At 60.6% G+C, this 12563-nt stretch carries 14 protein-coding genes; 10 read left to right on the forward strand and 4 right to left on the reverse strand.

Annotated features, from left to right (window positions below; all coding sequences use genetic code 11):
- Nucleotides 1–35 precede the first annotated feature (35 nt).
- From IE061_RS01230 to IE061_RS01260, 7 genes are all read left to right on the forward strand, one after another.
- The gene (locus IE061_RS01230) at nucleotides 36–2702 is read left to right on the forward strand and encodes a toprim domain-containing protein (RefSeq protein WP_193460758.1); all 2667 of its coding nucleotides are present in this window, start codon (nucleotides 36–38) and stop codon (nucleotides 2700–2702) included.
- Between the two features lie 11 nt (nucleotides 2703–2713).
- Nucleotides 2714–3112, forward strand: a complete 399-nt coding sequence (locus IE061_RS01235) for a DUF7673 family protein (protein ID WP_193460759.1) — start codon at nucleotides 2714–2716, stop codon at nucleotides 3110–3112.
- 2 nt (nucleotides 3113–3114) lie between these two features.
- Entirely contained in the window at nucleotides 3115–3330 is a 216-nt protein-coding gene (locus IE061_RS01240; RefSeq protein ID WP_193460760.1) for a TraR/DksA family transcriptional regulator, read from the forward strand.
- 46 nt (nucleotides 3331–3376) lie between these two features.
- Nucleotides 3377–3670, forward strand: a complete 294-nt coding sequence (locus tag IE061_RS01245; RefSeq protein ID WP_193460761.1) for a hypothetical protein — start codon at nucleotides 3377–3379, stop codon at nucleotides 3668–3670.
- Nucleotides 3660–3953 carry a hypothetical protein gene (locus IE061_RS01250; RefSeq protein ID WP_193460762.1) on the forward strand — a complete coding sequence of 98 codons (294 nt, stop codon included), beginning with the start codon at nucleotides 3660–3662 and terminating at the stop codon, nucleotides 3951–3953. Before IE061_RS01245 ends, IE061_RS01250 begins: the two co-directional genes overlap by 11 nt.
- Entirely contained in the window at nucleotides 3950–4207 is a 258-nt protein-coding gene (locus IE061_RS01255; RefSeq protein ID WP_193460763.1) for a pyocin activator PrtN family protein, read from the forward strand. Before IE061_RS01250 ends, IE061_RS01255 begins: the two co-directional genes overlap by 4 nt.
- Before the next feature lie 106 nt (nucleotides 4208–4313).
- On the forward strand, nucleotides 4314–4952 hold the full coding sequence (locus tag IE061_RS01260; RefSeq protein WP_193460764.1) for an antA/AntB antirepressor family protein: 639 nt from the start codon (nucleotides 4314–4316) through the stop codon (nucleotides 4950–4952).
- A 54-nt stretch (nucleotides 4953–5006) separates the two neighbouring features.
- Here the strand turns inward: IE061_RS01260 and IE061_RS01265 are convergent, their stop codons facing one another.
- Nucleotides 5007–6062 carry a tyrosine-type recombinase/integrase gene (locus IE061_RS01265; protein WP_193460765.1) on the reverse strand — a complete coding sequence of 352 codons (1056 nt, stop codon included), beginning with the start codon at nucleotides 6060–6062 and terminating at the stop codon, nucleotides 5007–5009.
- Nucleotides 6063–6194: 132 nt separating this feature from the next.
- Between IE061_RS01265 and dusA the strand changes: the two genes are divergently transcribed.
- Nucleotides 6195–7241, forward strand: coding sequence for a tRNA dihydrouridine(20/20a) synthase DusA (dusA, locus tag IE061_RS01270; protein ID WP_193460981.1), 1047 nt, complete (start codon nucleotides 6195–6197; stop codon nucleotides 7239–7241).
- Between the two features lie 65 nt (nucleotides 7242–7306).
- Here dusA and IE061_RS01275 read toward each other — a convergent pair whose 3' ends face one another.
- Together IE061_RS01275 and IE061_RS01280 are read right to left on the reverse strand one after the other, a co-directional pair.
- Nucleotides 7307–8758: a catalase gene (locus IE061_RS01275; protein ID WP_193460766.1), complete on the reverse strand. Its 1452-nt coding sequence runs from the start codon at nucleotides 8756–8758 to the stop codon at nucleotides 7307–7309.
- 187 nt (nucleotides 8759–8945) lie between these two features.
- A complete protein-coding gene (locus IE061_RS01280) occupies nucleotides 8946–9977 on the reverse strand; it encodes a succinylglutamate desuccinylase/aspartoacylase family protein (protein WP_039176399.1) in 1032 nt (343 codons plus the stop codon).
- Nucleotides 9978–10176: 199 nt separating this feature from the next.
- Here IE061_RS01280 and IE061_RS01285 point away from each other — a divergent pair, with 199 nt between their 5' ends.
- Together IE061_RS01285 and IE061_RS01290 are read left to right on the forward strand one after the other, a co-directional pair.
- Entirely contained in the window at nucleotides 10177–10788 is a 612-nt protein-coding gene (locus IE061_RS01285; RefSeq protein WP_039176404.1) for a TetR family transcriptional regulator, read from the forward strand.
- Between the two features lie 60 nt (nucleotides 10789–10848).
- On the forward strand, nucleotides 10849–11778 hold the full coding sequence (locus IE061_RS01290) for an alpha/beta fold hydrolase (protein ID WP_189464185.1): 930 nt from the start codon (nucleotides 10849–10851) through the stop codon (nucleotides 11776–11778).
- 6 nt (nucleotides 11779–11784) lie between these two features.
- On the opposite strand, the gene IE061_RS01295 is transcribed toward IE061_RS01290, so the two are convergent.
- Entirely contained in the window at nucleotides 11785–12459 is a 675-nt protein-coding gene (locus IE061_RS01295; protein WP_039176410.1) for a hypothetical protein, read from the reverse strand.
- Nucleotides 12460–12563 lie beyond the last annotated feature (104 nt).

The following is a 12563-nucleotide window of genomic DNA, read 5'->3' on the forward strand; positions in this document are numbered from 1 at the left end:
CCCAGCCCACTCCACTGTTGAAAAAGGAGGCGAGCGTGAATTCATCGCTGCGCCAGGACATTGTTGCGCGCTTGATCAGCGAATTCGAGGCCATCGAGCGCGGCCCCTACCTGCAACGGGTGCGCTGCCCGGAGTGCGGTAAGCGCGAGGCGTACATCAACGCCGACGCGCCGTGGATGCTGAAATGCGGGCGGGAAAACAACTGTGGCGCGCAAATCCACATCAAAGCGCTGTTCCCGGAGCTGTTCCGCTCCTGGAGCGAACGCTACAGCCCGAAAGCAAACGAAACGCCCAGCTCCACCACGCCAGTGGCCGATGGCTACCTGCGCGATGGCCGGGGCTTCGAGCTTTCCCGCGTTCAGGGCTGGTACACCCAGGAGAGCTACTGGAAGCCGGAGATCGGCGGCACCGCCACCGTGCGCTTCGCCCTGCCCGGCGGCGCTTACTGGGAGCGCCTGCTGGATAACCCGGAGCGCTTTGGCAAGCAGAAAGCCAATTTCGTTGGCCGCTACAAAGGCCAGTGGTGGTGCCCGCCTGCCCTCACCCCAAGCGACCTGGTCGCGGCGGGGGAAGTGTGGGTGGTAGAAGGTATCTTCGATGCCATCGCTCTGTACCACCACGGCATTGCGGCCGTTTCCGCCATGAGCTGCGGCAACTACCCGGATAAGGCGTTGAACGCCCTTTCCGATGCCGCCCATCAAGCGGGCACCTGCCGCCCCGCCCTGGTGTGGGCGCTGGATAACAACCGCGCTGGCCACAACGCCACCCACAAGCACGTCAAGCGTGCCCGGGCAGCGGGCTGGGAATGCCACGCGGCGCAGATCCCCCACGGTGGCCACGACTGGAACGACGCCCACCAGCGCGGCGAGCTGACCGAACGCCACCAGGAAACCTACCGTTACCACGGCGACCTGCTGCTGGCCCCCACGGCCATGGCGAAGGCGCTGCTGATGTACAAGCGCCGTGAGCAGCGGGAGTTCTGGTTCGAGTTCAAACGCCAGCTCTGGTGGTGGAAGCTGGACATGGACGCCTTTGACCGCGCCCTGCGCGCCGATGGGCTGGATGGCGAAGACCAGCGGCAGATCGACCCCGCCCTGCGCGATGCCGCCCTGGAGCAATCCGGCAGCGTGAAGCGCATCTGCACCTGTTTCCCCACGGCGCTGTACTACCAGGCCAACGCGGTCACCGATGAGAGCTGGTACTACTACCGCGTGGAGTTTCCCGACGGCCGCCCGCCCATCAAGAACACCTTCAGCGGCGGCCAGTTGGCCTCGGCCTCTGAGTACAAGAAGCGCCTGCTGGGCGTGGCCCCTGGTGCGGTATGGACGGGCACCAGCCAGCAGCTCGATAGCCTGCTGCAGGACCAGATCGGCAACATCAAAACCGTCGAGACCATCGACTTCATCGGTTACAGCAAGGAGCACGGCGCCTATGTGTTCGGCGACCTGGCCGTGGCCGGTGGCAAGGTGGTGCCGATCAACAGCGAGGACTTTTTCGAGCTCGGCCCCCGCCGTCAGCTGAAAACCCTGAGCCAGTCCGTGGCGCTGCACATCAACCCCGACCGCAAGGCGTTCAGCACCGAGTGGACACAGCAGCTCCTGGGCGCATTTGGCTCCCGAGGCGTGGTGGCCCTGGCCTACTGGATGGGCAGCCTGCTGGCCGAGCAGATCCGCGCCGAGATGGGCAGCTTCCCATTTCTGGAGATCGTCGGCGAAGCGGGCGCGGGTAAATCCACGCTGATCGAGTTCCTCTGGAAGCTGTGCGGCCGCCGCGACTACGAGGGCTTCGACCCCAGCAAGGCCACCATGCCCGCCCGTAGCCGTAACTTTGCCCAGGTGAGCAATCTGCCGGTGGTGCTGATCGAATCCGACCGCGAGCAGGAAGGCGGCGCCAAGCAGAAGCAGTTCGATTGGGACGAGCTGAAAACCGCCTTCAACGGCCGCTCGATCCGCGCCCGTGGCGTGAAAAACAGCGGCAACGACACCTACGAGCCGCCCTTTCGCGGCAGCATCGTGATTAGCCAGAACGCCCCCGTGCAGGCGGGCGAAGCGATTCAAACCCGTATCTGCCACCTGCACTTCACCCGGGAAGGCCAGAACAAAAGCACCAAAGCACTGGCCGAGGCGCTGGAACGTACCGAGATCGAGCACGTCAGCCAGTTCGCCCTGACGGTGGCCCAGCGGGAAGCCGCGCTGCTGGCCACCATCACCCAGCGCGCCCGCTACTACGCCGACCGCCTGGCGGACGATCCGGAGATCAAGGTGCTGCGCATCGCCAAATGCCACGGCCAGTTGATGGCGTTGGTGGAGTGCCTGGGGCCGGAAGGCCTGGGGCTGTTCGACCAGCAAATCATCGATATGGCCAGCGGCATGGTGGAGAAGATGGCCCGCGAACGGCAGCAATCCATCAACGCCGACCACCCCCTGGTGGCCGAGTTCTGGGAAGCCTTCGACTACATCGAGGGCCTGCGCGACGACCCGCAGCTCAACCACTACGGCAAGGGCAGCGAGCACATCGCGGTGAACCTCAAGGACTTCGAGCGCACCTGCGCCGAGTACAAGCTGCGCACCCCCGAACTGCGCGAGCTGAAGCGCTATTTGAAGACCAGCAAGACCCGCAAGTTTGTCGATTCCAACCGCACCGTGAACTCCCGCGTCCGCCTCAACGGCGGCAGCGTGAAGTGCTGGGTGTTTCAAGCATGAAGGAGCCTGTGATGACCACTCAATCAAGTATGCCCCTGGTGACCCAGCGCCTGCGCGAACGCAACCGTAAAGCGCTGGAGGCCATGATCGCCGCCGAAGAAGAAGCCAATAAAACGAGCGCCCGCCTCGATGAGCAAGGGCCAGACGCCCTGCAGCGGCTTGTGCAGGTCGCCGATGGAGATTCCGGCCAAAGCCACCACTGCCGCCGTGTACTGCTCTCTGTTTACAACGGCACCGCTTGGCCACTCGATCCCACGCGCCTGCGAGTGATTGACCGCGACTTGCAGGCAGCGGCGCTCACGCTGATCGAATGGAGTATCTACGCCTTCGATGAGCCCCACACCTACCTGAACAACGGTGAGCAAGTAATGCAGCGCTTTGCCGCCATCGAGCAACAGAAGGAGCAGTAACCATGGCCGACAACGCCGACATCGCCGCCGATCTGATGGAGCGCCGCATGCAAGCCGCCCTCAGCAGCCGCCTCTCCCTGCGCATTCCCAACCCGGACCCAGAGTGCGAGGACTGTGGCCACGAGATCCCCCAGGCCCGCCGCGATGCCCTGCCCTGGGTGGCTACGTGCATCGAGTGCCAAAGCATCCGCGAACAAAGGGGGCGCTATGGCCGCTAACGGTACCAGGGGCGGCCAGCACCACATCAAATTTTAGGAGATCGTTATGCAGTGCCAATGCAAAGAGACGCTAGAAAGCAAGGTGGCAGAAGCCATTCAAAAAGATCTACCTGAGGGCTTTTCTGGCTTCAGTGCATCGATAGCAGGTTACGTCCTCACCTTCACTAACCCGATGCAAACGCGCTTGACCATTCCCTATGAGGGTGACGTCCAGGTACCTAAAAAGAGCGGCAACGGCTTCAAACGACAAAAGATCAAGACCAGCATCCAGGCTAAGTACTGCCCGTTCTGTGGAGAGCCCGCTGCAGCAAAACAGGAGCCACACTCCAATGAGTGCTAACGGCTCCAAAGGCGGCAAGCTGGCCCGGCAAGCCGCCATGCTGTGCCAGGACGCGCAGTTTCAGCTCTACCTCGACCGCCGCCGACGCGCCAAGCACGGCATGACCGAGAGCCAACTGCCCGACGGCACCCACAACACCGAAGACGCCCGCGACTGGCTCTGCGCCGCCTGCCAGATCCAAAGCCGAGCGGAGCTGGATCACCACGTTACCGCGGCGGCCACGTTCCGCCACATTCGCCACCGCTTCCAGGTGTGGAAGCAGCGCTCAGGGAGAGAACAATGAACACCTACTTTGGCTTGATGGCGGAGTTCAACGGCCGCACCGAGCTACCGCTGGAGGAAGTCGCCCCGCGTTTCTTCGGTATCAGCCCCCGCACCGCCGCCTTCCGCGCCGGAGCCCAAGCCCTGCCCGTACCGGCGTACCGTGCGGGGGATTCACAGAAAAGCCCGTGGCTGGTGAGTGCAATCGACCTAGCGCAGTACATCGATAAGAAACGGGCCGAGGCAAGGGAACAGTGGAAGCTAGTGAATGATTGAGGGTTGCGCCGGCTAAACCTGTAGTCGGCTGGCCTTTACCTCTGCCCCGCCTGCCTGCACCATTTCCTTAATTTCCCTTCATCCCTATCTCACTACAGAGCCAACCATGGACCAGAGCCTTATCCCCGTTTTCCAAGCCAATAATCAGCAGATGCTTTGCAACGCCCGCGACCTGCATGCCTTCCTGGAAGTGGGCCGACGCTTCACGACCTGGATTAAAGAACGCATCGAACAGTATGAATTTGAAGAAGGTTTAGACTTCATATCGCATAACATGCAGCCTGGAATAGGTCATAAAACCGCCTCCCAAAACGGGGAAGCCCTAGAATCAATAACTTACGCTGAAAACTTCGGCCAACAGGGACGCATTGAGTACCACCTAACTCTCGATATGGCCAAAGAGCTGGCCATGATCGAAAACAACGCCATGGGTCGGCGCGTTAGACGCTACTTCATCCAGCGCGAACGCCAGGCAATTGAGTTGTTACAGCAGCAGGCTACCGAGGTTCAGCCCATCGAGCAGGTGCGCAAGCGCATCAAGGACACCCCCAAGTTACGCTATCTGCTGATTCTCCAAGAGCAAAGCCGCACCCTCGCTAGAGAGCTGGCCCGCTGTGACCACCCGCGTGAGCGATTCAACCTCCATTGCGCTCTTCGCCAAGTGAATAATGCTCTGGGCATCCCTACTGAGCCGCTTGAGCTCTGGGAAAGCAGTCAGCAAACCCCATCCATCTCACATCAATAGCCACTTTTCCTCCCTTTGGGGAGGTTTTAGCAACGATTAAATTAACGGTATAAACTACCGTAGCTGCAGCCTTTCCGGCCTCAAATGCGTATACCGCTTCAGCACATCCCAGCTCTCGTGGAGCGTGAATTGCTGCACCTCCACGATCTCATAGCCCGCCTCGAACAGCCGCGACGTAGCCTCGTGGCGCAAGTCGTGAAAGCGCAGATCCTCGATGCCTTTGGCGGCCGTCGCGGCCCGAAAGCGAGTGCCTATCGATTTAGGGGCATAGGGGAAAATACGCGGCTCGCTTTTGGCCCTTGGCTGCCGCTGAATGATGGCCATCGCCTCATGAGTGAGCTTGAAGCGTTTATGGTTGCCCCACTTCTGGCGTGGGTGCTTGGCGTCACGCACCCAGCAGGTCATGGCCACTTCATCCAGGTCATCCCAAGTGAGTCGGGTAATCTCCTCCTGGCGGCGTGAAGAGGCAATCGCAAAGTCCATGATGTCTTCCATGGGAATGATCGCGCTCGGCCGGATCTTCTGCGAACGCTGGAAGTAGGCGCGAAGCTGCTCGATCTCCTCCAACGTTGGCCGACGATCCCGCGAAGCTGGCCGAGTTATCAGCCCCTTGCTACGCAGCAGCAGCTTGGCCGATTCGAACTCGTTCAGGTCCACCGGCATGCGCCAGGCAGCGACTGCCGTTTTTAAGATGATGCCCAGCCAGGTGATATCTTGCGCGGTGGTCGAAGGCTTTATGCCACTGCGCCGCCGCATCTGGGCGTGGTCGATGATCTGCTCGCTGCTGAGCTCGGTGATCTTGACGCGGGCAATGGGGAAACGCTGCAGCTGCTCGATGGTAGCTCGCTTGCTACGGCCTGCGCCGTCGGCAAATTCATGCAGGTAGCGCTCGATGGCATCGTGTAAAGTAACGCCTTTCCACTTGGCGGTAAGCACGCCACCAGGCGCGGCCAGCTCCAACTCCCGGCGCTTCGCCCACTCCTCAGCCATTGCCTTTCTGGGGAATGTTTTCGACTCTGAGTAGTCTGGTTGCCCACGGCGGGCAATGCGAATTTGCACCAGATATGAGAAACTGCCGTCCTTCTTACGGCGCTTGCGAATCGTTGCCATACTTGCCCCCCTCGATGTACCAAATTCAAAGCGGCTCAAGTACCAGATATGTACCAACGAACCATGTAAAACGCCGCTTAACCACTGTAAATATGAACAGTTATGAATGATACCACAAACGCTCAAACCCGCATGAAGTCTGGCACCGCCCGCCCAGCGCTGGATAGAACTTTCTCCGTCGCCCCCATGATGGACTGGACCACAAGAGACTACCGTGCGTTTGCTCGCACCTTGACCAAGCGTGCGCTGCTGTATACCGAGATGGTGACCACCGGTGCGGTGCTGCACGGCTCCCCGCGTGAGCGCTTTTTGGGGTACAGCGAGGTGGAGCATCCGATTGCCCTGCAGTTGGGGGGTAGCGATGCGGGAGAGTTGGCGGAGTGTGCTGCGATTGCTGAGGCGTGGGGGTATGACGAGGTCAACCTGAACGTGGGCTGCCCCAGTGACCGCGTGCAGAACAACATGATTGGCGCCTGCCTGATGGGCCACCCCGAAAAAGTGGCCGCCGCAGTCAAGGCCATGCAGGCGGCGGTGTCGATTCCGGTGACGGTGAAATGCCGTATTGGTATCGATGACCAGGATGAAGACGCCGATTTGGCGCGGTTCATTGATATCGTGGCTTCGGCAGGCTGCAGCGTGTTTACCGTTCACGCCCGCAAAGCCTGGCTACAGGGGTTATCCCCGAAAGAGAACCGTGACATTCCACCGCTGAACTACCCTCGGGTGCATCGCTTGAAGCAGAGCCACCCCGAGCTGCACATTGGCATCAACGGCGGGATTAAAACCCTGGCCGAGTGCCAGGCGCAGCTGGAGCACGTGGACAGCGTGATGGTAGGCCGTGAGGCGTACCAGAACCCATGGCTACTGGCCGGTGTCGATGAGCAGCTGTTTGGTGAGCCCGGCCCGGCCCGCACGCGCCTGGAAGCGGCCACGGCCTTCCGCCCCTATATCCAGCAGCGCCTGGATGAGGGCGCCAAGCTGAATCATATTACGCGGCATTTGCTGGGGCTGTTCCAGGGCTGCCCGGGCGGGCGCCGGTTCCGCCGTCACCTGTCGGAACACGCCCATAAAGAGGGTGCGGGGTTACGCTTGTTCGATGACGCGCTCGGCCTGGTGAGCGAGCCGGATACCGATACACCGCCAGTGGAAGAGCAAGCAACAAAACAGCCCGTGGCCTGACGGCCAACGGGCTGCTCAAAGCAAACTCCCAGCGAGTCAATCGCTGGGCGTTTTCGTTCAAGAGGCTACTGTTCGCGAACGCCTTGCTCGATGCGCTCCCCCACCTCCTGATCGATATTGCGCCAGTACTCGAACGCCCGGGCCAATACCGGCTCAGAGACGCCTCCCGAGAGATGCCCGACCACATTGGATACCAGCCGCTCGCGCTGAGCATCGTCCATCACGTCGCGCACCAGCGCGTGAGCCTGGCCCCAGTCATCGTCATCTTTTCTGAGCGTGTAGGCCGTCCGTATGAACTGGCCGTCGGTCGACCACACGGCGTCTTCCGGGAAGCGCTGCCCATCTGCCTTGGGGCCACCCTTGCTGTTGGGTGCATAAGTAGGGTCGGTGGCGTGACGAATACGCATTGCGCCCCCTTGGCCATAGCTGTGCACCGGGCATTTGGGCGTATTGACCGGAATGTGCTTGTAGTTCACCCCCAGCCGAGCACGGTGCGCGTCGGCATAGGAGATCGCCCTTGCCAGCAGCATCTTGTCCGGCGACAGCCCCGTCCCCGGCACCATGCTGTTGGGCTCAAAAGCGGCCTGCTCGATTTCACTGTGGAAATCAGTGGGGTTCCTGTCCAGCGTCAGCTTGCCCACCTCGATCAGCGGGTAGTCGTCATGGGGCCAGATCTTGGTCAGGTCGAAAGGGTTGATGCGGTAGGTTTTGGCATCTTCGAAGGGCATGATCTGCATCTTCAAAGTCCAGGTAGGGTGATCCCCCCGCTGAATGGCTTCGAAGAGGTCACGACGGTGGTAGTCGGCATCGCTACCGGCCATCTGGTCGGCCTGCTCCTGGGTCATGCACTTGATGCCCTGGTCGGTCTTGAAGTGATACTTCACCCAAAACCGCTCGCCTGCCTCATTGACCCACATATAGGTATGGCTGGAATAGCCGTTCATGTGCCGCCACGTGGCAGGCACGCCCCGGTCCCCCATCAGCCATGCCACCTGGTGGGCCGACTCGGGCACCAGCGTCCAGAAATCCCACTGCATGTCGTGGTCTCGCAGGCCGTTGTCAGCCCGGCGTTTCTGGGAGTGAATGAAGTGCTGAAACTTCATCGGGTCGCGAACGAAAAACACGGGGGTGTTGTTACCCACCATGTCGAAGTTGCCTTCCTCGGTGTAGAACTTGATGGAAAACCCGCGGGGGTCCCGCCAAGTGTCTGGGCTTCCGCTCTCGCCTGCCACGGTCGAGAAGCGGATCAGCACATCGGTCTTCTTGCCCGGCTGTAGAAAGCCGGCCTTGGTGTACTGGCTGACATCCTGAGTCACTTCAAAATGACCAAACGCCCCGCTGCCTTTGGCATGGGGCTGACGGTCAGGAATCATTTCACGGTTGAAAGCCGCCATCTGCTCCATCAGATAGTGGTCATGCATGACGATGGGACCATCGGCCCCTACCGAAAGCGAGTGCTCGTCGCTGGCAACCGGAATACCGGCTTCATTGGTGGTGGGGTGCTGGTGGCTACTCATGGCGCTTCCTCCTTGTCACATTCGACCAGACGCCGTTGCGTCGTTGGAAATGGCCCACAGCGCACGAGGCATTTCGCCTTTGCGCTGGCTGGCTCCCCCACAGGTATAGTCAACAAGCAGGCATATCGCCATCCATGGCGCCTTAACGTTGGCTATTGAAGCGATCAATATTTGCTATCAAAAAAGCTCAATACAGCGAGTCGGGAGGCGGTTCCAGGCTGGATTGAAAGCTTTCGATGGCCGTCTCGGCTTCTTCTATCTCATCGAAGCGAGCGATGTGATACAGCGCTTCGCCTTCATTGGCCAGCGGCAGGCGGCTCATGCCAATCACGATGCCATCGGCCATGGCCAGCACCTCGCCCTCATCATTGCCGAAGGGGTCCGCTACCTTGCCCAGCACTTCGCCCTTGGCCACGCGCGCCCCCAGGCGCACCTGGGGGCGCAAAATGCCATCGATAGGCGCACGCGCCCAACTGGAGCCATTGGCCAGCTCGGCGGGTGCGGGGGTACGGCGGCGCTGCTCGCCACTCAGCATGCCCAGGCGGCGCATGACCCTGAGAATGCCCTTGACGCCAGGCGCAATCGCCCACTCGTCGAAACGCAGTGCCTCACCGGCTTCATAGGTCAGCACGGGAATGCCCAGGTTCTGGGCATAGTGGCGAAGGCTGCCTTCCCGCAGTTCGGCATTCAGAATGACCGGGGCTCCAAAGGCATCGGCCATGCGCTCTGTTTCGCTGCCAGGGGTCAACTGCGCACGAATTTGCGGCAGGTTGGTGCGATGAATCGCCCCCGTGTGCAGGTCGATGATATGCGTCGCATGATCGACGATCTCATCTCTGAACAGCGCGGCAATACGCCCCCCCAGCGAGCCCTTTTCGCTGCCTGGAAAGCAGCGGTTCAAGTCGCGGCGGTCGGGCAGGTAGCGGGTTTGCTGCAAGAAACCGAACACATTGACCACCGGCACGGCAATCAGCGTTCCGCGCAGGCTGTTGATGGACTTCGAGCGCAGCACGCGCCGCACGATTTCCACGCCGTTGATTTCATCCCCATGGATACCGCCACAGACCAGCATGACCGGCCCCTCTTTGCGACCATGCACCACCTCAACGGGAATATGCAGCGGTGTGTGGGTGTAGAGGCGTGCCACCGGCACATCGATCTGTAACCGTTGGCCGGGCAGTACGGTATGCCCGGCTAGCGTAAAAGGCGCTCGCGCCATGACAACTCCTCGATCAAGCATCGTGCAGTAGCTAAAAGGTTGGAAAACCTGATGTCTGAAAACTCTATTTAGCATTATCCGACATCTTTGTTAACGCACGCTATGAAGTTCTCTGATTAACCATACACTTTTGAATGTAAAAAACCGGCGAGTTCATATAAAATACGCCGCATACGTGTCGAGAGTGAGGTGAGGTTCCATGGCAAGAAAAACCAAAGCGGAGGCTGCGGCAACGCGCGAAGCGCTGCTGGATGCGGCTGAAGAGGTGTTTTTCGAAAAAGGCGTTGCTCGCACCTCGCTTGAGCAGATTGCCCGCCATGCGGGGCTGACCCGCGGTGCCGTCTATTGGCACTTCAAGAACAAGGGCGATCTGTTCATGGCGCTGGTGGAGCGGGTGCGCATGCCCTTCCAGTCATTGATCGATGAAGTCAATAACGCCGACCCACACGTTTCACCGCTGGAAGCCATTCGCCTGGCCTGCCACGCGGGCTTGCAGCGTATCGAACAACCTTCCCATCAGCGTATTCTGTCGATCCTGCTCCATCGCTGTGAATTCTTCAGCGATATCAACCCCATTGCCATGCAGGATGAAATCGGCGAAGAGTGCTTCGACGAAATGCTGCCGGTGTTCCAACTGGCCCAGCAACAGCAGGATATGCGCGAAGATATCAGCCCGGAAACGGCCACCCGCCTGATGCAGTGCGCGCTCGGCGGCCTGTTTCATGATTGGCTGCGCACGCCGGATGCTTTTTCTGTCTCCGAGCGCGGCGCAGAAATCATCGATACGCTGATCCGCATGATGCGCAAGTAACGCGCTACTGCACCGCAGCATTGCATCTATACTACAGGCACCACATGACAGGAGCCGTGTATGGATGCCTTGGAGTTTGTACGCGTACGTGAGCTGGAGATTGCGGTTCGCATCTGGAACCCTGACGCCAAACGAACCCTGATTGCCTGGCACGGGCTGGCTCGCCATGGCGGTGATTTTGCCGCCCTGGCCCGCGAGCTCGGTAGCGAATGGCGCGTACTGGCCCCGGACACCCCAGGGCGCGGCCTATCGAGCTGGTCGCTGTTTCCCGCCCATGACTACCTTTACAGCCACTATGTCACCGTTGCCATCGCGCTGCTGGATCACTACCAGTTGGAACAGGTGGACTGGCTGGGCACCTCCATGGGAGGGCTGCTTGGTATGCTGATCGCCGCCGACGAGCAACACGCAGCGCGCATTGCTCGTCTGGTCCTCAATGACGTTGGGCCTGAGCTCGACAAGGAAGGGCTGATTGCGCTGTCGAGCTACTTTGGCGTCACCCACCGTTTCAACAACTTTGCCAACCTGCAGGCAGAGCTGGTCAAGCACTATGCCAGCTTCGGCATCACCAGCGAAGCGGAGTGGCGCGAGCTGGCGCTCAATAGCGCACGACGCCTGCCCGATGGCAGTTGGACCTACCACTTCGACCCACGCATAGGCGAGCAGTTTATTCACGATACACCACGGGATACCTGGGCCGACTGGGCGAAGATACGCTGCCCGCTCATGGTCATTCGCGGTGAAACCTCTACCCTGCTGGCCGCCGAAACGCTGCCCAAAATGGCCGAGTCACAGCCGTCGTTGGTGACCATGACCGTGCCGGGCTGCGGGCACGCGCCGATGCTCAATGACGCCCAGCAGGTCAAGCCCATACAGCACTTTCTGACGACCCCGTTATCCGCCTCTTCCACGGCAACACCTGCCCAGCCAACTGGCACGTTCAGCCAGTGGCTGGCAGATGTGTGGCGCTACCTGAGAGGCGGTAGATAGGGCTGGTTACGTCGGGTAGCCGTTGGGGTGGTGCTTGTGCTGCAAGCGCAGCTTGTTGAGGCGTACCCGCGTATCCAGGTAGTCCTGCTCCATGACACTGCGGTAGGCCCCTTCACTGGCCAGATATTTGACCAAGACCCGATGCTCACCCGGCTGGGGGCAATCCCCCGCCTTGCAATGCAGGCGCACCACGCTGTTTGGCTCATTGAGCAGCCGAGCAGTGGCACCGCCCTGCTGGTCGCGCTCGGCCACTACCGCCGTGGCGCCAAGCAGGCAACGGCGCTGGAACGGCGGGTAGCGATGCAGCCCACGCTGCAGGGCGTGACACACGGCAGCCGCCAGCGGCGAAGCAACGGCAAAGGAAGCCCACAGCACCAGCACGCCCACGGGCACTCTCAGCATGCCCAGCGGTAGCCAGCGCAGCACCAGCAGCTCGACGGCCAGCGAGATGGCGCCTGCCAATAGAACGAGCAGGCTCAGCGCCAGTGAGGCGGGCACACCCGCAAAGCCCAGCGAGACGAGCGTGCTCGCCATGTGGTCATCGCGCAGGCTATCGCGTTCGAACAGCTCCAACGGCGCCAGTCGCAACAACACCAGGAGCCAATAGAGAATGCCCAGTATCAGCAGCAGGGCAAAGACGATGGTAGGAAACTGCAGAGCAGCAGACATGAAGGTTTGCATGGCGTGTTCTCCTCCGGGCAAGTTGCCCGGTCTTGTTCTCGCCTGAGCCTATTGTCGACCATTATTGTGCTACTCAGGCTAAAACGATGGTCACTTTCAGCTTA

This window comes from Vreelandella hamiltonii (assembly GCF_014651795.1).
GTDB lineage: Bacteria > Pseudomonadota > Gammaproteobacteria > Pseudomonadales > Halomonadaceae > Vreelandella > Vreelandella hamiltonii.

Coding starts and splice junctions, on each gene's coding strand:
- IE061_RS01235 (WP_193460759.1), top strand. CDS start 2,714: ATGACCACTCAATCAAGTATGCCCCTGGTGACCCAGCGCCTGCGCGAA.
- IE061_RS01240 (WP_193460760.1), top strand. CDS start 3,115: ATGGCCGACAACGCCGACATCGCCGCCGATCTGATGGAGCGCCGCATG.
- IE061_RS01245 (WP_193460761.1), top strand. CDS start 3,377: ATGCAGTGCCAATGCAAAGAGACGCTAGAAAGCAAGGTGGCAGAAGCC.
- IE061_RS01250 (WP_193460762.1), top strand. CDS start 3,660: ATGAGTGCTAACGGCTCCAAAGGCGGCAAGCTGGCCCGGCAAGCCGCC.
- IE061_RS01255 (WP_193460763.1), top strand. CDS start 3,950: ATGAACACCTACTTTGGCTTGATGGCGGAGTTCAACGGCCGCACCGAG.
- IE061_RS01260 (WP_193460764.1), top strand. CDS start 4,314: ATGGACCAGAGCCTTATCCCCGTTTTCCAAGCCAATAATCAGCAGATG.
- IE061_RS01265 (WP_193460765.1), bottom strand. CDS start 6,062: ATGGCAACGATTCGCAAGCGCCGTAAGAAGGACGGCAGTTTCTCATAT.
- dusA (WP_193460981.1), top strand. CDS start 6,195: ATGAAGTCTGGCACCGCCCGCCCAGCGCTGGATAGAACTTTCTCCGTC.
- IE061_RS01275 (WP_193460766.1), bottom strand. CDS start 8,758: ATGAGTAGCCACCAGCACCCCACCACCAATGAAGCCGGTATTCCGGTT.
- IE061_RS01280 (WP_039176399.1), bottom strand. CDS start 9,977: ATGGCGCGAGCGCCTTTTACGCTAGCCGGGCATACCGTACTGCCCGGC.
- IE061_RS01285 (WP_039176404.1), top strand. CDS start 10,177: ATGGCAAGAAAAACCAAAGCGGAGGCTGCGGCAACGCGCGAAGCGCTG.
- IE061_RS01290 (WP_189464185.1), top strand. CDS start 10,849: ATGGATGCCTTGGAGTTTGTACGCGTACGTGAGCTGGAGATTGCGGTT.
- IE061_RS01295 (WP_039176410.1), bottom strand. CDS start 12,459: ATGCAAACCTTCATGTCTGCTGCTCTGCAGTTTCCTACCATCGTCTTT.